The 20,463-nt window shown below is 43.3% G+C and carries 18 protein-coding genes; 10 read left to right on the top strand and 8 right to left on the bottom strand.

Annotated elements, in window-relative coordinates; all coding sequences use genetic code 11:
* The first annotated feature begins 294 nt into the window (after positions 1 to 294).
* From dnaK to GGD38_RS11360, 3 genes are all read left to right on the top strand, one after another.
* Positions 295 to 2,205, top strand: a complete 1,911-nt coding sequence (gene dnaK, locus GGD38_RS11350; protein ID WP_375300741.1) for a molecular chaperone DnaK — start codon at positions 295 to 297, stop codon at positions 2,203 to 2,205.
* Positions 2,206 to 2,380: 175 nt separating this feature from the next.
* Positions 2,381 to 3,241: a hypothetical protein gene (locus GGD38_RS11355; RefSeq protein ID WP_375300740.1), complete on the top strand. Its 861-nt coding sequence runs from the start codon at positions 2,381 to 2,383 to the stop codon at positions 3,239 to 3,241.
* A gap of 48 nt (positions 3,242 to 3,289) precedes the next feature.
* Complete coding sequence (locus tag GGD38_RS11360) at positions 3,290 to 4,138, top strand: hypothetical protein (RefSeq protein WP_375300739.1); 849 nt, start codon at positions 3,290 to 3,292, stop codon at positions 4,136 to 4,138.
* 45 nt (positions 4,139 to 4,183) lie between these two features.
* Here the strand turns inward: GGD38_RS11360 and GGD38_RS11365 are convergent, their stop codons facing one another.
* Entirely contained in the window at positions 4,184 to 5,968 is a 1,785-nt protein-coding gene (locus GGD38_RS11365; protein ID WP_375300738.1) for a hypothetical protein, read from the bottom strand.
* Between the two features lie 347 nt (positions 5,969 to 6,315).
* Between GGD38_RS11365 and GGD38_RS11370 the strand changes: the two genes are divergently transcribed.
* On the top strand, positions 6,316 to 7,731 hold the full coding sequence (locus GGD38_RS11370; protein WP_375300737.1) for an MBL fold metallo-hydrolase: 1,416 nt from the start codon (positions 6,316 to 6,318) through the stop codon (positions 7,729 to 7,731).
* 38 nt (positions 7,732 to 7,769) lie between these two features.
* Here the strand turns inward: GGD38_RS11370 and GGD38_RS11375 are convergent, their stop codons facing one another.
* The gene (locus tag GGD38_RS11375; RefSeq protein ID WP_375300736.1) at positions 7,770 to 9,032 is read right to left on the bottom strand and encodes an aspartate kinase; all 1,263 of its coding nucleotides are present in this window, start codon (positions 9,030 to 9,032) and stop codon (positions 7,770 to 7,772) included.
* Positions 9,033 to 9,232: 200 nt separating this feature from the next.
* Between GGD38_RS11375 and fbp the strand changes: the two genes are divergently transcribed.
* From fbp to GGD38_RS11400, 5 genes are all read left to right on the top strand, one after another.
* Complete coding sequence (gene fbp / locus GGD38_RS11380) at positions 9,233 to 10,357, top strand: class 1 fructose-bisphosphatase (RefSeq protein WP_375300735.1); 1,125 nt, start codon at positions 9,233 to 9,235, stop codon at positions 10,355 to 10,357.
* A gap of 192 nt (positions 10,358 to 10,549) precedes the next feature.
* Entirely contained in the window at positions 10,550 to 11,119 is a 570-nt protein-coding gene (locus GGD38_RS11385; protein WP_375300734.1) for a CAP domain-containing protein, read from the top strand.
* 250 nt (positions 11,120 to 11,369) lie between these two features.
* On the top strand, positions 11,370 to 12,131 hold the full coding sequence (locus GGD38_RS11390; RefSeq protein ID WP_375300733.1) for an ABC transporter ATP-binding protein: 762 nt from the start codon (positions 11,370 to 11,372) through the stop codon (positions 12,129 to 12,131).
* A gap of 45 nt (positions 12,132 to 12,176) precedes the next feature.
* Positions 12,177 to 12,698 (top strand): YfiT family bacillithiol transferase, encoded by a 522-nt coding sequence (locus tag GGD38_RS11395; protein WP_375300732.1) that lies wholly within the window; start codon positions 12,177 to 12,179, stop codon positions 12,696 to 12,698.
* 86 nt (positions 12,699 to 12,784) lie between these two features.
* A complete protein-coding gene (locus GGD38_RS11400) occupies positions 12,785 to 13,342 on the top strand; it encodes an NUDIX hydrolase (protein ID WP_375300731.1) in 558 nt (185 codons plus the stop codon).
* A gap of 122 nt (positions 13,343 to 13,464) precedes the next feature.
* On the opposite strand, the gene GGD38_RS11405 is transcribed toward GGD38_RS11400, so the two are convergent.
* The 4 genes from GGD38_RS11405 to GGD38_RS11420 all read right to left on the bottom strand — a co-directional run bounded on the left by GGD38_RS11405 (position 13,465) and on the right by GGD38_RS11420 (position 17,290).
* The gene (locus GGD38_RS11405) at positions 13,465 to 14,754 is read right to left on the bottom strand and encodes a bifunctional folylpolyglutamate synthase/dihydrofolate synthase (RefSeq protein WP_375300730.1); all 1,290 of its coding nucleotides are present in this window, start codon (positions 14,752 to 14,754) and stop codon (positions 13,465 to 13,467) included.
* Between the two features lie 103 nt (positions 14,755 to 14,857).
* The gene (locus GGD38_RS11410) at positions 14,858 to 15,736 is read right to left on the bottom strand and encodes a hypothetical protein (RefSeq protein WP_375300729.1); all 879 of its coding nucleotides are present in this window, start codon (positions 15,734 to 15,736) and stop codon (positions 14,858 to 14,860) included.
* 118 nt (positions 15,737 to 15,854) lie between these two features.
* Entirely contained in the window at positions 15,855 to 16,613 is a 759-nt protein-coding gene (locus GGD38_RS11415) for a TSUP family transporter (protein ID WP_375300728.1), read from the bottom strand.
* Positions 16,614 to 16,762: 149 nt separating this feature from the next.
* Complete coding sequence (locus GGD38_RS11420) at positions 16,763 to 17,290, bottom strand: DinB family protein (RefSeq protein WP_375300727.1); 528 nt, start codon at positions 17,288 to 17,290, stop codon at positions 16,763 to 16,765.
* 315 nt (positions 17,291 to 17,605) lie between these two features.
* On the opposite strand from GGD38_RS11420, the gene GGD38_RS11425 reads away from it, so the two are divergent.
* Positions 17,606 to 18,013 carry a hypothetical protein gene (locus GGD38_RS11425; RefSeq protein WP_375300726.1) on the top strand — a complete coding sequence of 136 codons (408 nt, stop codon included), beginning with the start codon at positions 17,606 to 17,608 and terminating at the stop codon, positions 18,011 to 18,013.
* A 147-nt stretch (positions 18,014 to 18,160) separates the two neighbouring features.
* Here GGD38_RS11425 and GGD38_RS11430 read toward each other — a convergent pair whose 3' ends face one another.
* Complete coding sequence (locus tag GGD38_RS11430; RefSeq protein ID WP_375300725.1) at positions 18,161 to 19,462, bottom strand: radical SAM protein; 1,302 nt, start codon at positions 19,460 to 19,462, stop codon at positions 18,161 to 18,163.
* A gap of 97 nt (positions 19,463 to 19,559) precedes the next feature.
* Positions 19,560 to 20,162 carry a hypothetical protein gene (locus GGD38_RS11435; protein WP_375300724.1) on the bottom strand — a complete coding sequence of 201 codons (603 nt, stop codon included), beginning with the start codon at positions 20,160 to 20,162 and terminating at the stop codon, positions 19,560 to 19,562.
* Positions 20,163 to 20,463 lie beyond the last annotated feature (301 nt).

Below are 20,463 nucleotides of genomic sequence, written 5' to 3' on the forward strand. Positions count from 1 at the left end.
ATGTACAACAGGTAGTTTTACGGAAAAAAGGATACCAATTAGCTAATTTGCTAATGTGATAATGTGCTAATAAAAATACAGCGTGTTGAATGCTGACGCAAGAGCAATTTGAACGCTGTGCAAAAAAGAGGATGCGGAACGTCAGACTGCCGCACATAAAGCATTATCACATTAGCAAATTATCACATTATCACATTTTTCTACCAGATTGACTGTCAAAACTGACATTTTAACATTCCAATACCGCACGGCATAATGATTGATAATCATAATCGAACATTAAATTCAGCTAATATGGGAAAGATAATAGGAATTGACCTCGGTACCACCAACAGCTGCGTTGCAGTAATGGAAGGAAATGAACCGGTGGTAATTGCCAACGACGAGGGACGCCGTACCACCCCGTCGGTAGTGGCTTTTCTTAAAAACGGCGAACGTAAAGTGGGTGACCCTGCAAAACGCCAGGCCATCACCAACCCCCACAATACCATCATGAGCGTTAAGCGTTTCATGGGCCGCCGTTTTGACGAGGTGACAGAAGAGATCAGCCATTGGAGCTACAAAGTAGCAAAAGGTGACAATAATACGGTACGTATTGACATAGACGGCCGTTTATATACACCCCAGGAATTAAGTGCCATGATCCTTCAGAAAATGAAGAAAACGGCCGAAGATTACCTGGGTCAGGAAGTAAATGAAGCAGTAATTACCGTTCCGGCTTACTTTAACGACGCACAGCGCCAGGCAACCAAAGAAGCCGGTGAAATTGCCGGTTTGAATGTTCGCCGTATTGTGAACGAGCCTACCGCTGCTGCGCTGGCTTACGGTCTCGATAAAGGTAAACACGACCAAAAGATCGCAGTATTTGACCTTGGTGGTGGTACATTCGATATCTCAGTACTCGAATTGGGCGATGGTGTATTTGAAGTAAAATCAACCAATGGTGATACCCACCTGGGTGGTGATGACTTTGATAAAGTGATCATGGACTGGCTGGCCGCTGAATTCAAAACCGACGAAGGTGTTGACCTGCGTAAAGACCCTATGGCTTTACAACGTTTGAAAGAAGCTGCTGAAAAAGCTAAAGTAGAATTATCTTCTTCAGCCGAAACAGAGATCAACCTGCCTTACATTACTGCAGTTGACGGTGTGCCTAAACACCTGGTAAAAAAACTGAGCCGTGCCAAATTCGAACAGCTGGCCGATAAATTATTCGAGCGTTGTTTGAAACCCTGCGAGCAGGCGTTGAAAGATGCAGGCATGAGCGTATCACAAATTGATGAAGTGATACTGGTAGGTGGTAGCACCCGTATCCCCAAAGTACAGGAGATCGTGGAAAAGTTCTTTGGTAAGAAACCTAACAAAGGAGTGAACCCCGATGAAGTAGTTGCCGTTGGTGCTGCAATTCAGGGCGCCGTTCTTACCGGTGAAGTAAAAGATGTACTGTTGCTCGACGTTACTCCGCTGAGCCTTGGTATTGAAACAATGGGTGGCGTAATGACCCGTTTGATCGATTCAAACACAACCATTCCTACCAAGAAATCTGAAGTATTCTCTACCGCCAGCGATAACCAGCCTGGTGTTGAAATACATGTGTTGCAGGGCGAACGTCCAATGGCTAATCAGAACAAGAGCCTGGGCCGCTTCCAGCTTACAGATATTCCACCTGCGCCCCGCGGCGTTCCGCAGATCGAAGTTATTTTCGATATCGATGCCAATGGTATCCTGCATGTAACAGCCAAGGATAAGGGCACTGGTAAAGAACAAAAGATCCGTATTGAAGCCGGTAGCGGTTTAAGCAAAGACGAGATCGAAAAAATGAAGAACGAGGCAAAAGCCAACGAGGCTACCGATAAGGCTGCCCGTGAAAAGGTTGACAAAATTAACCAGGCCGATAGTCTCATCTTCCAAACCGAAAAACAATTGAAAGAATACGGCGACAAGATCCCGGCCGATAAAAAAGCTCCTATCGAAACAGCGCTGAACAAATTGAAAGAAGCGCACAAATCGCAGGATGTTGACGCTATTGATGCTGCTACTACAGAAATGAACAATGCCTGGACAGCAGCCAGCGAAGAGTTGTACAAAGCCACACAAGGCGATCAGGCCGGTGGCCAGCAACCTGGTGGCGGTCAGCAAGGCGGTGGTAACAACAATGGCGGCGGCGAAAACGTAACCGATGCCGAGTACGAAGAAGTGAAATAAGGACAGGAGATTATAAAAGACGAGGGGCCCCAACGATACTGTTGGGGCCTTTTTGTTTTACACGAATATTGGTAAAATCAACGCGTTTATTGCCAGTTTAACGCGAATATTTAATTGATTTCCATCGGTGAAAGTTCGTGTATATCTTGCGCCCAATTAAAAGTTGCCACCCTTTATGAACTGGTCAATCCGTATTTTATTGCTATTTCTTGCAGGCATAACCGCATGTAGAAAGCCGTCGAATGATGCTACCCGTAGCCCCGATAAGTTACGCATTTCGAGAATAGCGCAATCGACCGTTAGAGAACCGCAAAAAGTAAATGTGACCGATTTTATTTACGATGATCAGCAGCGGGTTCAGGAAATAACTTATTACTATGAAGAAATGGTAAACGGCAGCCTTAATACCCAACCCAAAACCAGCATTACCTATTATTATAACGGTACAGATAAAAAACCTTACAAAGCAAGCGGACAGGTATCGAATGGGTTTTATGCAGACATTTTTTATACTTATAATAACGCGGGCCAACTGATACGTGATTCAGCAAAAGGTGCTGGCATGGAGGTAAGAACGCACGATTACACGTATACTCCCAACTATATTTTAGTAAAAACGGGAAAATATACAACCATTTCCACAGGAGGAGTATACGGAGGTACATTTACAGATTCCGTTGTTATAAAGAACAACAATATTGCAGAAGTGGTGTATTGGACCGGCTCAATTGGATTACTTGGTTATTATTATAAATTTTCTTACGATGACAAAATAAACCCATTAAGTAAATTAAATATTGCCGCCGTTAAAATAGTGGAAGGCCTCCAAATATTTCCCGATATTCTTGCGCCGGGCATTTGCAAAAACAATATGACGGCCTATACGTATGGTACAATTTCATATAGTGGCGGGCGGTCAGATGGTGAACCCCAACCCTATATATTTACCTATACAAAAGAGGGCCTGCCCGAAACCTGTACCATAACCAACCGATTAGAGACCTATACCATTAAATACACCTACGACGAATTTTAAATGATCTCCATTTTATAGTGTGCCCAATTAAAAATTTTAACCCCTTTTATGAACAGTTTAATCCGTACTTTAAGTACCCTTGTGCTAGTTTTAAGTATCGTTTCCTGTAAAAAGGATAAAGATGACCCCAAACCGATCAAAACCCGGTTGTCAAAACTGATACAGTGGAATAACGCAACTCCGTCAAAAGGTATTATTACAACCGAATTTGTTTATGACGATGAAAAACGGGTAAAGGAAATTAATTATTACGCCGGTGACTCAACAGGCTCTGAAATAAAAAATACAAAACAACGTAGTATCACGTACTACTACAATGGAAATGAGAAAGAACCATATAAATCAATTGGCGGCATAATAGGCGAGGCAGGCCCTGAAACGTTCTATTTTTACAATAACGGCAATCTGGTCAGGGATTCGTCTTTACCCACACAAATCTATAACCGGACGGTAGTAAAAAAGTATTCTTATAACTCCGCTAAGATCATTATACTAAAAGAAACTTATAACGGCACCAATATCGTATCATGGGATTTGGATTCATGCATGACGGCAAACCACAATCTTACGGAGACTTATACATTCTACTCTTATCCTCAGGGAAACGGCTATAAATATAATTATGACGACAAGGTGAACCCGTTAAGCAAAATGAATATTGCAATTACAATGGTAAAAAACAGCCCATTAGGGTTTCCTTCATACCTGGCACCGGGCTATTGCCAGAATAATATGACAGTCTTTACCTATGGTACAAGCGCTGGCCCTGGTGTATTCACTCCGTCAACCTTGTATAATGATAATACATATTTCTACGACGACAATAACTTACCCGTAGAATGTCGTGTTTCCAGCACGTCTATAAAACTTACAATAAAACTTGACTATATAGAATAGCAGGCAATAGCTGTGATAAATAATAAGTGCAGAAAATGAAGATAATTAAATGATCTCCATTTTCTGCATCAAGAACGAAGCATTTTTATTCTTGGCAACCCCGCGTTGCAATTTGTAATCGAACAGCAGCTCGTTATTGCGAATGGTGCTTTCAAAACAATAATTATTTACCTGGCCGGCCATCTCGTTCTCGAGCCGGCTAAGCGCCAGGTCGTGCGTGGCAAACAAGGTAAGACAACGGTATTGCACCAGCTTTTTTATAAACTGTTCCGATCCGTGGGTTTTATCTTCTGAATTGGTGCCACGTAAGATCTCATCAATAAGAATAAGCACCGGTACCTCGTTCTGTTGCAGGTAATGAATGATCTGCTGCAACCGTTTTAACTCAGCCATAAAGTAGGAGGTATGCTCCTGCAACGAATCGCTTACCCTTATTGAACTGCGAATGACCATGGGTGTAAATGCAAATGAAGTGGCGCACACCGGGGCGCCGCATTGGCCCAGAATAAGATTAACCCCCAGCGTTCGCAGGAAGGTGGTTTTACCCGACATATTTGAACCGGTTACCAGCACCAGCTTTTCATCTATTCCGAATGTACAGTCGTTGGCCACCCGTTCATCGACCTTTATCAGTGGATGCGCCAGTTGGGTTGCTGCAATGGAAATAGTATCGGCGTTTACTGTTGGGTAATGATTGCTGGGGTTATTAAATGCAAATGTTGACAGGGAGTTCAGGCTTTCTATCATGCCCACACCATGGATCCAGTCGTTAAAATGGGCCTTGTGTTTTTGTTTCCAGCTTTCCAGCGCCCACAGGCATTGGATATCGTACAAAAAAAAACTGTTGAGAAATATATTTACGATCAGGTTTAACCGCTGATCGAACATGGCCGACAACCTCGACAACTTTTTAACCGCCTGGTGCGCTGCAATGGCTATGTCTTTTTCTTTTTTCAAAAGGGCGGCATTACCCGTTTCTACCTTGCTGAACAACGATAAAATAGTAGCATATTGATCTAATATCGATTGTTTCTTTCCCAACAAATTATGCTGGTCCTGTATACGTTTGGCAAATGAACCAATGATGCCCCAGCTAATGAGTACAATGGGTATGAGCAGCGAATAATTTTGGGTAAACAGGTATATAATAAAACAAATTATACTGTAAGCCGGCACCAGGTAGCGCATCCATTTTATCCATTTTTTATCATGTATAATAGCCGGTTTTTGCAACCAGTTGCCAATGTCGTGCAGATTGCCTTCTTTTTCCTCGTTCAACAATCCATGTGCGGTCAAAAGCTGTCGTAACTCTTTTTGCGTGCTAAATTCCTTCACCGCCTGTTGTTGCAGCTCTATTTCATTTTTTTCCAGCAGGGGTTGTTGTAACATGGCCGCCAGTTGTTGTTTACCATGCCAGGTTGTGGTACGGTTAAGCAAATGGTACAGGGAGTTGGGGCCGAAAATATCAAGATCGCCTGAATTATTGTCGTTTGAGGAAAAAGCCGCGCCATTATCAAATAAATTGGGCTGAATGTGCCGTAGTATGTTCAACTCATTATTATTGATGAACAGCAATTTTTCGAGCAGGGCAATACGATCGTTCATGCGCCAGGCAATGCGTACCAGTATTACAAAGGCAATCGCCAGCAGCAGCGTTGTCACCATCCAACCGGTGCTATGGCTGGCAATCCATTTATAGGTAGCCCAGGCAAATACAAGAAAACAGGCCAGCCGCAAAATTGCCACCAGTGCGGCCATAGGTTTTAATTGCGTAAGGTCATCAATATATTTCGATGTATTTTTCTCGTAAAAAGCTATGGGCTGCTCCATAATGAATATTGTGGGTATAATGATTTTTCGGTATGCAAGATAGGTAAGTTAAGTCGAGAATGGTGAATGGTGAGTGGTGAGTGGTGAGTGGTGAGTGGCCTCGCGAATGTTGAGATTAATGTCCGACCTTGCGCCGCCCGAAATTTATTGCCGATTGCCGATTGCCGATTGCCGATTGCCGATTGCCGATTGCCGATTGCCGTCTCACGTTTCACGTTTTACGTGCTGCTTTATATAAATAATCCCAAATATTACGATGAGCACTCATGTATCAAATTACTCACAAACTTCACTTGTATTATACTGTTATAAACTTTAACTTTAGATTAGTTAAACGGTTCTGTCAAATGGAGTTTCAAATCTTATCCCATGCCGGTTTATTAATAAAAAATAAACCGGGAAAGTCATTAATATGTGATCCCTGGCTTGTAGGAAGTAGCTATTGGCGATCGTGGTGGAATTATCCGCCCGTAAGTAAAGACCTCATCAATTCTCTTCAACCCGATTATATTTATCTCACCCATATTCACTGGGACCATTTTCATGGCGACTCTTTAAAACGCTTTCCGGCCAATATTCCCATCATTGTTCCCAAGGGGAATTACACGCGCATGAAAGACGATCTGTATTATCTGGGGTATAACAACATCATTGAATTAAAACATGGTGAGCGGTTCAGGATCGACGACAATTTCTATATTACCTCCTACCAGTTTTGGATGTTCCTCGATAGCGCCCTGTTGATTGAATGTGATGGGGTGAAGCTGCTAAACCTGAACGATTCAAAACATATGGGTCTTACATTAAAGCAAATTACCCGTAAGCATCGCCCCATAGATTTTGTATTCAGAAGCCATAGCTCGGCCAATGAACGGCTGTCGTATGAAATTGTTGATGAACCCGAAACACCGGTGGATGACTTAAACAGGTACATAAAAGAATTTGCACAAACTGCTCAGGCAACAGGCGCCAAATACGCCATTCCCTTTGCCAGCAACCATTGTCATTTACACAAAGACTCCTTTCATTTCAACAAGTATATTCAACATCCGTTGCTGGTTGAAGGCTATTTTAAACAACACAACATACAATCGCCCATTGCCAAAGTTATGGTGTCGGGCGATAGCTGGTCGTCAGAAACGGGGTTTCGCATCAGCGAAAAAGACTGGTTCACCAACCGCGAAACATTACTGGCAGAATATTTACAACAACAAAGCGAAAGCCTTGAAAGGTTTTATGAACAGGAAGACAAAACCATTATCGACAAACAGGTAGTGATCGATTACTTTAAAAATTTTTCAGCCAGTTTACCCTTCTTCATAAGGCGTTACTTCAGGCATGTTCACTTTACTTATGTGCTTTCGGCAGGCGGGGCAACAAAATATATTTACGACATAAATATTCATACCGGCAGGGTAGTGGAGTTACCGGCCAATACCAGGCTCGATCATGCCAATTACCCTATTCAAATACATACCACGGCGTTTATTTTTTTACGCGGTATCGAATTCAAAATATTCTCGCATATGTGTATTGGCAAAAGGGTGTTCTACAAGGTTACCGCCTACCATAGAAAATACATGGAAGCCCTGAACCTGGCGTTCAATGGTTATGAATACGACCTGCTGCCCATGCGAAAAATATTTACCTGGCGCTCATTTGAAAGCTGGATGATGCGGTGGCGGGAAGTTGTTCTATACATCCAATTGGTAAGAGATAAAGTATTCTATGGTAAGTTGGATTTCGAAAAATATTTGAAATAGGTACCGGTTACCAGTTACCCGTTGCCGGTAACTGGTAACTATTTCAAAACAACCTGCACCGTCTCAGGCGTCTGTTGTAATAATTCAACCGTTTTCCCTGCTATCATCTTTTGTAATACTTCCTGAGTATAATGACGAATAGTAAGCAGCGTCAATCCTGTTTCTACCTGAACATCGAAGATACCAGCGGCGGCAAGGGCCAGTTTTTCAATTTTTTCGGTTTGATTATCCAGGCAAACCTGAATGGTTACCGCACCTGTTTGCATCAGGTTGGGTTTTATTTTGCTATCGGCCAACAGTTGGTACAGATCGGCAACCGGCTTTTCACCTACAAATGAAAAATCTAATGAATGCAGCTGAATCAATGCCTGGTTTTGTTTCAACACAACGATCGGCGGCAGCCCTTTCAGGCTTTTTTTATGAATGACGGTACCGGGCAGCTCTTTATCTAAGAAACATTTTACATACAGGGGAATGCCTTTATTCTGCAGCGGTTTTATTGTTTTGGGGTGAATAACCTGTGCGCCGTAATAAGCCATTTCAATTACTTCATCATAGTTCAGTTCACTCAGCAATTGGGCATCGGGAAACAATTTGGGGTCGGCATTCATCACACCTTCTACATCTTTCCAAATGTATTGTCCTTCGGCATTTAATAAATTGGCAAAAACAGCGGCGGTATAATCGCTGCCTTCACGGCCCAGGGTGGTGCTTTCCATTTCATCGGTAGACCCAATAAAGCCCTGCGTTATTATCACCTTGTGCTCTTTGAGCAGGGGCACCACTACATTTTCGGCTTTTCCACTGGAATAATGCCAGTCGATATTGGCATCCCGGAAATTATCGTCGGTGCGTATGATATCCCGTACATCAACCCAATGATTACTGAAACCTACCTCGTTCAAATAGGCGCTTACAATAACAGTAGATAATAATTCGCCAATACAAACCACCTGGTCGTAATAATAATCGAATCCCTGTACAGGTTTATCGTGGAGCAACCATTCAACCTCGGTAAAAAAATCGGTCAGCCGATCGAGTGTTTCATTGAAATTTTTAACCAACAGATATTTAGAAGTGGTAATGTGGGCATGTTTAATCGCTTCAAACAACTGCAGCGCTTCATCTTTCTTATTATCATAAAACGCTTCCACCACTTTTTCCAACGCGTTGGTGGTTTTACCCATTGCCGAGATCACAATGAGCAATTCCTCACCCTGGTATGATTTTAATATATGAGCAACCTGTTGGATCCTTTCAGTACTGCTTACACTGGCGCCGCCGAATTTAAAAACTTTCATTGTTTATGCTAGTTAAACTGGTTGATGGATTGCAAAAGTAGTAAAACTAGGAATGAGAAGTAGGAGGTAAGAAGTAAGAAGCAGAAATATAGGATTAGATGTAGTACATATACGAAGCGGCCATTTTAAAAAATTTATAAAAGTCAATTAACAGTTTACCTGGAAAGTACGAAGTGCTAAGTGCGAGGCAGGAAAAGAGTATGAAACCTGAAAATTCGGGTACTTCTTACGCCTTACTTCCTACTTCGTACATCAGTTTTCCCTACCTTCGCCAGCTAACAACTGTTAACCAAAACAATGGATTGAAAGTTATGACCACTATCAACAGAAATGTATTGACCCTTGACGAGTTTACCATTCAGCAGTTAAGGGATTTTCCCCATGCCACCGGTGAACTTAGCGGTTTGTTACGCGATATTGGACTGGCCGCTAAAAGGGTGAACGTAGAAGTTAACAAGGCCGGGCTTGTAGACATCCTTGGCGATGCAGGCTCCATTAACGTTCAGGGTGAGGACGTAAAAAAGCTCGACTTATTTGCCAATAACCAATTCACCGGGGTATTACAACATGGCATAAGCTGCGCCGGTATTGCCAGTGAAGAGCTCGATGAATATGTAGCGTTTGATGATGCGGTAAGCAAAAATTCGAAGTACGTATGTTTATACGATCCATTGGATGGTAGTGGTAATATTGATGTGAATGTATCTATTGGTACTATCTTCAGCGTATACCGCCGGGTAAGTGAAAAAGGCACCATTGCTTCAGAAAAAGATTTTTTACAGGCAGGTAAATACCAGGTGGCAGCAGGTTATATTGTATATGGAAGCTCTACCATGTTGGTGTATGCTACCCGCCGCGGCGTAAATGGCTTTACCCTCGATCCTTCCATTGGGGAGTTTTGCTTAAGCCATCCCAATATAAAATGTCCTGAGTTTGGAAAGATATACTCAGTAAACCATGGTAATTTCTTTCAGTACGAACAGCCTGTACAGAAATACATAAATATTTGTCAGAAGAAGAACAAAGATACCGGCGGCCCGTATACGCAACGTTATATAGGCAGCATGGTGGCCGATGTGCACCGCAACCTTATCAAGGGCGGCATCTTCATGTATCCCGGTACTATTGATAAACCTAAAGGCAAACTGCGTTTGTTGTATGAGGCCAATCCTTTTGCATTTATTGCAGAAGTGGCTGGCGGTCGCGCTACCAATGGTAAAGAAAGGATCCTGGATGTTGTGCCAACCGAACTGCACCAACGTACGCCACTTTTCATTGGCAGCAAAGGCATGATGGATGAGCTGGATGAATGCCTGAAACATTAAATACAGCATAAAGCCAAAAGCTGAAAGCCGAAAGCAAATACAGTAGATGCTTCAGGCTTTCAGCTTTTTCTTTGAGCTTGCTGCCGTGTCTGCAGCTGTATTTCGCTTTTGGCTTTGAGCTTTTAGCCTTCAGCCTTTTTTCTGGTATAGAATTAGCATCTTGGGGATCAAAGCCATTACATGAAACGGGATATGTGTAGACTACTCAGTATTAATTCAATTTTCATTTGCATATTTTTAACAATAGTTGGTTGCGAATCTACAAAGTCATCCAGCTCAACGAATTCCAACACCAGCAAAGGCGGCAGCACATCCAAACCAACAACATCTACTGAAAAAAAGGTGATCGTAACACCTTCTACTCCAGTTGTTGAAGCCAACCTGGCGCCGGGTTTGGAGCGCGAGATCCTTAGCCTGGTAAATGATTACCGCAAAACAAAGAAGCTGGCGCCGTTGAGCACCAATGCCGCCATCGAATACCAGGCGCGCCGCCATAGTATGGATATGGGCACCCACCGTATTCCATTTGGGCACCAGGGTTTATCGTTTCGCATAAAATATATTCAGGAGAAAGTGCCCGGGGCTACCATTGTTGGCGAAAATGTGGCCTATGGTAATTTGTCGGCCAAGGCCGTTGTGAACGGCTGGATTAAAAGCGACGAACACCGCAAGAATATGGAAGGCAGTTATAAGTATACAGGTATTGGAGTGACCAGGAATATGCAGAATCAGCTGTACTTTACGCAGATCTTTGCGAAGTAAGTTGACGGGTTAACATGTTGACAAGTTGACAAGGGAATACAGGTTAAAAAGTTGATAGAGGTGACAGAGTTGATAGAGGAAATACAAGCCGGTGCAGTGGGTGAAAAAGTAAGGAACCGCAGGCGACGAACAAAACCTGACACTTAGAACAAGGAACTAAGTTCTCAACCGGCCTACCGGCAATCTTAATTCCGGCCCCGCAAAATCAACATTTCACGCTATCTTGTGGGCCAAATACAGGATAAGCCCAATGAGTAAGGTGATCATTTCGGTAAAGGACCTCAAAAAGAATTACGGACAGTTCGAAGCAGTGAAAGGCATTAGTTTCGACGTTATTGAAGGCGAGATCTTCGGCCTGCTGGGCCCCAATGGCGCAGGCAAATCAACAACGCTTGAGATCATTGAGACCCTGCGCGAAAAAACATCAGGCGAAGTATATGTAAACGGGTTCAACCTCGATACAGAACCCAACTCCATCAAACAGCTTATTGGCGTGCAATTGCAAACATCTGGTTTCTATCCCGGGCTGAACCTGGTAGAACTGATAGACCTGTTTGCCGGTTTATACAACCGTAAGGTAAATACCCGCGATCTGCTGAAAATGGTAAACCTCGAAGACAAGGCCAAAGCTAAATTCAAAGACCTTAGCGGCGGACAAAAACAACGCTTTTCAATAGCTACCACACTCATCAACGATCCCAGGATCATTTTCCTTGATGAACCTACTACCGGCCTCGATCCGCAAGCCCGCCGCAACCTGTGGGACCTTATTTTGAACATCAGGGCAAAGGGTACCACCGTGATCATTACCACCCATTATATGGATGAAGCCGAGGTGTTGTGCGACCGTATTGCCATCATTGATTCAGGGAAGATCATTGCATTGGAAACACCCGATAAACTGATCGACGACCTGGTGGCCACCGGTTTTGAACGGCCCAAAGAAGTAAAAAAAGCCAACCTCGAAGATGTGTTCATCCATTTAACCGGGCATACACTACGCGAAGAGTAGTTGGTTTTTCATCAGCACATTAGCACATTACCAAATCAGCATATTATGGATTTACGTTATCCCATCGGTAAATATGAGCCACAGCCATTTTCTGACAAACAAAAACGCGAGTGGCTCCAAGACATTCAGTTCTTACCAGGCATGCTGGAATCGGCCATAGAAAACCTGGACGAAAAACAACTGAACACGCCCTACCGCGAAGGCGGCTGGAATGTTAAACAGGTAGTGCATCATGTGGCCGACAGCCATATGAACGCTTATATTAGAATGAAACTGTGTTTAACAGAAAACAATCCTACCATTAAGCCTTATGAAGAAGGATTGTGGGCCGAGTTGAACGATGTAAAACAGGTACCCATCAATATTTCCATTACGCTGTTATATGCTTTGCATACACGCTGGCATGCTGCTCTGTTGAATTTGCCTGCAGATGCCTGGAACCGCACAGTATTTCATCCTGCAAGCAAAAAAGAGATGTCTCTATACTACATGCTTGGTTCATATTCATGGCATGGCCGTCATCATGTGGCGCATATTACTTCATTAAGGGATAGAAATGGTTGGTAATTAAGTTGACAAGTTAACAGGTTAACAAGTTGACAAGGGTCCTCTGTGCAGCACCCTAAATAATTGTTGGCCGATAAAAATAAATAATGAGAGATTTAAAGTGGAAGACGATCAAGTCTGAATATTTGTTCAAAGACCTTTGGTTTACGGTAAGACAAGATACCTGCGAAAGACCCGATGGAAAAATTGTTACCCCATATTATGTATATGAATTCCCAACCTGGGTAACTGCTGTGGCTTTGACCGAAGATGGAAAAGTGATATTGGAACGACAATACCGTCATGGCCTGGGAGAAACCAATTACGAAATTCCGGGTGGTTGTGTTGATGACACCGATAAAAACTATGAAGAAGCCATTGCCCGCGAATTACTTGAAGAAACCGGTTATTCATTTACACATTACGAATACCTGGGTAAAACCAGCGCCAATCCTTCTACCAATAATAACTGGATGCATATGTACCTGGCAACCGGTGGTAAAAAAGTAAAAGAGCAGGAGTTTGATGATAATGAAGATATAGAGGTACACCTGGCCTCACTTGAAGAATTAAAACAAATGTTGCGTAATAACGAGATCATACAATCAATGCACGTTACTGCTTTATTTTATGCATTGAGGAAGTTAGGAGAGATCACGTTTTAATTGAGTATTAGTCTTTTTAAGGAATTGAAGTAGGAGGTAAGAAGTACGAGGTCTTAAGTAAAAAAAGAAAGCGCATTGCAAAATTAGCGAGCTTCTTACTTCATACTTCCTACTTCTTATTTCTACAAGTTAACCTCACCAACTACAAATACACTACCACACACTACTATTAAATCCTGCTTCCCCGCTTTACCAAGCGCCTGCTGTAAAGCCACATTCACATCGCCATACGAATGGCCATTCAAACCCAGCGCCTGCGCCCTTGCAGCCAGTTCGGTTTCGGGCAATGCACGCGGAATTTGTGCCCGGGTAAAATAATAGGTGGCTTCCTTTGGTAAAAGGGCCAGCACCTTTTCAACTTCTTTATCTTTTACCATACCTATCACAATATGCAAATGCTGATGATCGCTTAATTCAATTTGCGCGGTTATTTGCTTTATGCCATCCTCATTATGGCCAACATCGAGCACTACAACCGGATTGGCATGAATAACTTCCCAACGGCCATGTAAACCGGTTAGCTTTTTTACCTGCCGCAAAGCATCATGTACATGGGCATCGGTTATTTTATAACCTGCTTTTTGTAAATGATGTATGGTCTCAAGAACAGTGATAAAATTCTTGGTTTGATAAAAACCGGGAAGATCTAAATGATAAGTAGTACGCTCGTCAGAACCGGTTGGCGAAACCTGTAACACCAGCTGATGATGTTCGTATTTCCATTCTGCCACATAACGTTGTTTATCGGCAAATACCAGCGGCGCCTGCTTTTCACTGGCCACTTTTTCGAACACCCCTTTTGTTTCGGCAGTTGTTTCTCCTACAATAACCGGCACCTGTTGTTTAATGATGCCTGCTTTTTCATAAGCAATATCCGGCAGGGTGTTGCCCAGCAGGTTCATATGGTCCCAGCCAATATTGGTAATAACAGCCACTTCAGGTGTAACAATGTTTGTTGAATCCAGTCTGCCGCCAAGCCCTGTTTCTATTACGGCAACATCTACCTGTTTATATACAAAGTAGTCGAATGCCATAGCTACGGTGATCTCAAAGAACGAAGGTTCAATTTCGTCGATGGCGGGCTGAATGCGTTTTACAAAATCAACCACAAAATCTTTGTCTATCATTTCACCATCGACCCTGAAGCGCTCCCTGAAATCGCGCAAATGCGGCGATGTATACAAACCGGTTCTATAACCTGCCGTTTGCAGCACAGCCGCCAGCATATGGCTGGTGGAACCTTTACCATTGGTACCGGCAATATGAACGGTCTTTATTTTTTTATGAGGGTTGTCTAAATATTCACAAAGCCTGAGCGTATTGCTGAGGTCTTTCTTATAGGCTGCTGCGCCTATACGGCTGAACATGGGCAGCCTGGTAAACAGGTAATTGGTCGCTTGCTCGTAAGTCATTGGAATAATTGGGGCGACAAAGCTAAAAGAAAAGTCCGAAAGAAAAAGGGACCTTTCTTTCGGACTTTATATATACAGGATTAGTAAGTCGTTGGATCGAAAATTAACCTCTTACCTTAAACCTTACCAATACGGTACCGGTTTGCTCTTCGGGCCCGTTTGGATTGGCGTTGAACTTTGATTTACGTACCATTTCCACGGCTTTTGTCTTGAAAAAGCTATCGGAGCTGGTAGAACCTCTTGGCTGGTAAGTGGCGCTTACCACGTTGCCGCTTTGATCAACTTTAATATCAACGGCTATAGTGGCATTTTCATTGAAATCATCGGTATAGGAATATGCCTTGGCAATATAACGGCCACTTAAACCACTTTTGATCGCAATACCTGTACCTCTGCCACCGCCGCTATAATTCTTTGAATCGGGGTTACCACCCGGTGCGCCCTGATCGCCACGTCCGCCTGCAATACCTTCGCTACCGCCTTTTTTATAGGTAGAAGCTTCGTTACCGCCGGTACCATTTCCATTTACTCCTTTAAATACCGCTTTAGCTTTGGGGGCCGGGGGAGCAGGTGTTTCAACCGGTGTTGGGTTCTTTACCGGTTTACTTTTTACTACTTCCTTTTCGGGCACCTTGGTTGCCTCTGGTTTTGCCACTGGCGGCTTTTTTATAACCGGGGCATCTTCATCTTTATCGTCGGTCTCAATATCTTTTACATCTTCTTTGGCAGGTTCTGCTTTAGGGGGCACATACGCAGTTTGCTCACTGGCCGGGGCAGGAGAACCCGGTTCAAAAGGCTGATCGTTGCCGCTGCCTATATCGCTATTGCCCAGGTTCACTTCAAGCCCCTCTTCAACAGGCGGTTCAGGCAATGGCGGCATGCCCCATTTTACAAAAAAGAAAATAACCAGCATTAACCCACACACCAGTGCGGTATAACTGCCGGCCTGCACATTTTTCTTTGATTCTGATTCCTGATTCATGTTATCAGTTAATTGATACTACTAAGATACCAATGTTTAGTTTTTATTGCAACTATAATGCTAAATGAACAACAAAAAGAGGTTGATGTTGTAGCGAAGGCAAACTTTAACAGAATGTTTACCGGAACCACACATCATAGGCAAAGCGAATGATGGTAGCACATATAACTATCAAAAAGAATATTCTTATAAATGCATTGCCACGCAATATGGCCAGGCGGGCGCCTACCCAGCCACCTATAGCATTACACGCCGCCATTGGCAACGCAATAGCGAATATGATCTTACCAGTGAGTGCAAAAAACGTTATTGATCCCAGGTTGGTGGCCAGGTTAACGAATTTGGCGTGTGCGCTGGCTTTTAAAAAATCAAAACCCAATAGTCCTATAAAAGATAAGATCAAAAAGCTGCCGGCACCCGGACCAATAAACCCATCGTAAAAACCAATGACGAGGCTTATCAGCAAAGAATATACGATCTGCTGCCTGAAGCTGTGGGCTTTTTCGGTATGATCGCCAAACCGTTTATTGGTGAAGGTGTAAATGGCTACAATGATGAGCATAAACAGTAATAACGGCTTCATAAAGCTGTTATTCACATGGGTCAATAGGGTAGAACCGGCAAAGGCCGCACAAAATGCCACAATGGTCATTAAGCCAATCAATAACCAGTTAACCGGTACCCGGCGTATGTATTGAACGGTGGCAATACTGGTGCCGCTAAAAGAAGGTATTTTTAGTGTTCCCAACACGGTAGCCAACGGATATTGTGGCAATAATACCAGGGCTGCAGGGGTTTGTATCAATCCGCCACCACCGGCAATTGCATCGGTAAAACCTGCCAGGAATGCGAATACACATAAGAGAAATAGGGTCATGAGGATAATTTATTCGATATAACAAACGGCTGAAAGCTGTAAGCCTAAAGCTAAAAGCAAATACAGGCATACAGCTACAAGCTGCAAGCTCCAAGCAAAACTAAAAACTAAGAACTAAAAACTCGAAACACTTAACTATGAACTGTAAGCTACCGTCTACCACCCAACACTCCCATAAACTGCTTCCACGGCCCCACCGCTTCATCATATTGTTTTGCCATTACCCGGCTTAACTGATGTATATGGGTTAGATCGTGTACCACCCACGCCGCTAACAGCTCACGTAAAGTTACCGGGCCAAGCGTGGGATGTATGCCCGTGTTATCGAGTATTTCGGGCGAGAACTCAACCGCTTTTAATTGCGCCAGGTTCTCTTTGCGTAAGATCTTAAATTCATCGAGCAACTGGGCCATTATTTTCCCTTTTCCTTCTTCAATATGACCTTCCATATCAAAAGGGTTAAACGTTTTACTGCCTTCACCCAATATGATCTGTGTGCGGGGGATCCAGTCTGTTTTTTCACCGTGTATCAAATGCGCAACAATTTCGAAAGGCGTCCAGGTATCACCGCCTTCGTTGTTGTTTATCCATTCTTCGGGCAGTCCGTATAATAATGATTCAATCACCTGGGGTGTTCTTTCCAGCACAGGTAATGCTTTTTCAATTTCAAACTGCATACAGGTTTATTTTGGATCACAAAGGTAAGTTAACTCGTCAACTCGTTAACTCGTTAACCAGTTAACTAAACTTACAAACGTTTGCCTTTAGACATTCCAGCAACAATTTTACGTGTTAAAAAAACATTTTAAATGCCTTTCAGGGCCTTGGGCATCATGGTGCTATTTTTACGAAACCCGCTTCCACAGCTGGTTTTAACATTTCATACAGGCCTTAACCATCCTAAAAATGAGCCTGAGTTGATTTCGACAGGGGTAAAACGCGCAGTAAGTTTGCATCATCAAACAACGAAACAAACTTTAAAAAATAAAATTATGAAAATCGATTCGGGTAACTTTGGAAAACTGGCTATCGCTGCTCTTGCTTTATCATTAGCTTTTACAACTCCTTTACTGGCAAATGAGGGTGGCAAAGACAATCCAAAGACAGAATTGAAGTTCATCGGTAACATGGAAAATCATCCGGTGTTCGAACTGAACCTGGCTAACAAAGTAGAAGATGAGTACACGGTAACCTTCCGCGATGAATACGGTAACATACTGTTTAGCGATAAATTCAAAGGCGCTGGTCTTTCAAAGAAGTTCATTCTGAGATCAGAAGAATTCGGTGATGCAGCCCTGAACGTAACAGTAAAATCGAAAAATGCAAATACAACTGAAGTATACTCTATCAACAGAAGCCACAGCTATGTTGAAGAAACTTTGGTGAACAAGGTTAAATAAGCTACGCAGTTCAGTCAATCATCATAGAGTGTTTTATAAGGCGTCGGTGGTTCCGACGCTTTTTTATTTTAGTTACCGGTAACAGCTGAAAAAAAAACGAGCTACCCTTTAGAGTAACTCGTTTTAGAGAGACCTTTATTACTACGCTCAGTGCGCGAAATCTTCTTCGTAGTTCCCCGATATCCGTTCCATACTTGGGTTAAAGTAACCAAACTTCACGTTCGGGAATTCTTCATGTATCAGTTCCTGCAATTGTTTTACGCCAAGCAGGTCGCCCATTTCATAAGCGCCAATTCTTCCCATATACCAATCGGGGTCAATGTTGAAATTACGCCACTGGATCATGTTCAAATCGGTATCGATGATCAGCTTGCGTAATGCCTCATATTCCTCCACACTGTCGGTCATGCCCGGGAAAGTAAAATAGTTGATGCTCGTCCAGCCATTGTAGCTGCGCACCACTTTCAAACTTTCAACAATATCTTCAAACTGATAGTTATTGGGGCGGTAATAAGCTTCGTAAATATGTTTACGGGCCGAGTTGGTGCTCACCCTTATGGAGTTTAAACCCGCTTCACACAAGGCTTTTACCGCAGCTGGTTTACTACCATTGGTATTTATATTAATGCTGCCTTTATTGGTATGCTTACGCATTTGAATGATAGACTCGCGTATGGTTTCCCACATTAGCAGCGGTTCGCCTTCGCAACCCTGGCCAAAACTTACAATGGGGTAGGGCGCCGACTCCAGGTGAGGCACCGTAAACTCAACGATCTCTTCGGCCGTTGGTTTAAAGGTGAGACGGTCTTGCGTTGAAACAATTTCTTCTTCCTGTGGTTGAAACGAAATACACCCAATGCAATTGGCATTACAAGCAGGCGATGAAGGCACCGGGCATTCCCACCGGCCCATAAAGTAGTTACGGGCAGCCGGACAATTATACGTTAAGCAACAATTTTCGGCCAGGTGTTTTACCAGGCGGTTGTGCGGATACGCTTTTAAGTAAGTGCTAACACCCGTTTCAATTTTTTTGGTGTCGAACCCGGCGCACTCCTGGCGGATATCCTGTTCAATACGCACAGCCGGAACGAAGAACTGATCGTTGTGCCAGCCAACAGCAGTGTAGCAGAAAAGCGGCAAAGTGGGTGCATCGGGGGCCGTTTCATAAGCGGCCAGGTATAAACCGGTATGTGCGGGTGGAATAAACGCGGCTACGGCCCAGCCTTTATCGCACAGGCGCATATCGCCGGTAATAACATCAATACCAATACCCCGGCGACCGGGTAATTCATATAAAGAACCGCCATCGGGCAAAGCGATCCAATCCTCAACCGGCACCTCATAGGCATCCCAACCAGCCCTGCCGGTGGCATACAGGCTGGTATCTTCAAAAATGTTCCCTTTCCCGTCGGAATACAACAAATACGGCGAATTCTTTAATACAGACATCTTTTTTCTAAGTTCTTAGTCCTAAGTTTTTAGAAGTCAGTTGGTTCTAAAATTCATGGCTATAGCCTCCTGAAACTTAGAACTAAGAACTTTAAACTTAGAACTGTTTTAAATAATGTCTGCAAAATTCGTGAATTTGATCGAGTTCTTCGAATTGAAGATTGTTCCGCAGATCAAAATGATATGATTTATTGTCAGAAGCGGCAATTGTTATTGAATCATATTGAGCCTCAATGCGATCGACGTGCGACCAAATAAGAAAATGACTGTCGGGCAGGGCCGGAATGGTGATGCCGGTATGATGCAGGGCCACATATTCGGTGGTAAGCATTCTTTTTTCGCACCGGAACAGGTACAGGTAAGCCAGCGACATCAAAATATGGCCGCCGCCGGTCCACCATTCACGGTTCATTAAACAGGCAATACCAATTCCCAGAAAAAAGATGATCTCCACAAACCTGAAGAACAGGTTCACAATGGGCATATCGGCCGCAATATTTTTTGCGGCTACGGCAAGTATAAAAATGTCGATGGCCATAAAAAGCAAACAGCCGAGGTAAACGGGACTGCTGTCGGGCTGATTTATGTGCGACAATGCATGAACAAGGATCAATCCACCGGCAGCTAAATGCAAAAAACGACCAGCGCCTTTCAGCTTTTGAAAAGCGGGGTGTACAACGGGAAGGGCTAGTGAATCCATAGAACAGTAGTTTGGGATATGATGCGGGGCTTTAAACTTTCCATAAGGTTAAATTGGTGTTTTTCTAAATAATTCTGATTAGTTCATAGTTCATAGTTCACAGTGTCTTAATTGAATGCCTGGTAGTTATAGGTGGGTTATTGAGTTGTTCAGTTATTCGGTTGTTCAGTTGTATCAGGTTTCGCTTCGCTCAACCAGAACCTTTATGCTGGCTATCGCCAACATATGTTTTCGGCTACGCTTCGCTACGCCCATAATCCACCTGGTCAACTCGTCAACTCGTTAACACGTCAACTTATCA

Origin of the sequence: Niastella sp. OAS944 (assembly GCA_024809215.1) — a bacterium.
Taxonomy (GTDB): domain Bacteria; phylum Bacteroidota; class Bacteroidia; order Chitinophagales; family Chitinophagaceae; genus Niastella.

Coding starts and splice junctions, on each gene's coding strand:
- GGD38_RS11375 (WP_375300736.1), bottom strand. CDS start 9,032: ATGAAAGTTTTTAAATTCGGCGGCGCCAGTGTAAGCAGTACTGAAAGG.
- GGD38_RS11395 (WP_375300732.1), top strand. CDS start 12,177: ATGGATTTACGTTATCCCATCGGTAAATATGAGCCACAGCCATTTTCT.
- GGD38_RS11355 (WP_375300740.1), top strand. CDS start 2,381: ATGAACTGGTCAATCCGTATTTTATTGCTATTTCTTGCAGGCATAACC.
- GGD38_RS11360 (WP_375300739.1), top strand. CDS start 3,290: ATGAACAGTTTAATCCGTACTTTAAGTACCCTTGTGCTAGTTTTAAGT.
- fbp (WP_375300735.1), top strand. CDS start 9,233: ATGAAACCTGAAAATTCGGGTACTTCTTACGCCTTACTTCCTACTTCG.
- GGD38_RS11430 (WP_375300725.1), bottom strand. CDS start 19,462: ATGTCTGTATTAAAGAATTCGCCGTATTTGTTGTATTCCGACGGGAAA.
- GGD38_RS11400 (WP_375300731.1), top strand. CDS start 12,785: ATGAGAGATTTAAAGTGGAAGACGATCAAGTCTGAATATTTGTTCAAA.
- GGD38_RS11370 (WP_375300737.1), top strand. CDS start 6,316: ATGGAGTTTCAAATCTTATCCCATGCCGGTTTATTAATAAAAAATAAA.
- GGD38_RS11415 (WP_375300728.1), bottom strand. CDS start 16,613: ATGACCCTATTTCTCTTATGTGTATTCGCATTCCTGGCAGGTTTTACC.
- GGD38_RS11405 (WP_375300730.1), bottom strand. CDS start 14,754: ATGACTTACGAGCAAGCGACCAATTACCTGTTTACCAGGCTGCCCATG.
- dnaK (WP_375300741.1), top strand. CDS start 295: ATGGGAAAGATAATAGGAATTGACCTCGGTACCACCAACAGCTGCGTT.
- GGD38_RS11385 (WP_375300734.1), top strand. CDS start 10,550: ATGTGTAGACTACTCAGTATTAATTCAATTTTCATTTGCATATTTTTA.
- GGD38_RS11410 (WP_375300729.1), bottom strand. CDS start 15,736: ATGAATCAGGAATCAGAATCAAAGAAAAATGTGCAGGCCGGCAGTTAT.
- GGD38_RS11420 (WP_375300727.1), bottom strand. CDS start 17,290: ATGCAGTTTGAAATTGAAAAAGCATTACCTGTGCTGGAAAGAACACCC.
- GGD38_RS11390 (WP_375300733.1), top strand. CDS start 11,370: ATGAGTAAGGTGATCATTTCGGTAAAGGACCTCAAAAAGAATTACGGA.
- GGD38_RS11425 (WP_375300726.1), top strand. CDS start 17,606: ATGAAAATCGATTCGGGTAACTTTGGAAAACTGGCTATCGCTGCTCTT.
- GGD38_RS11435 (WP_375300724.1), bottom strand. CDS start 20,162: ATGGATTCACTAGCCCTTCCCGTTGTACACCCCGCTTTTCAAAAGCTG.
- GGD38_RS11365 (WP_375300738.1), bottom strand. CDS start 5,968: ATGGAGCAGCCCATAGCTTTTTACGAGAAAAATACATCGAAATATATT.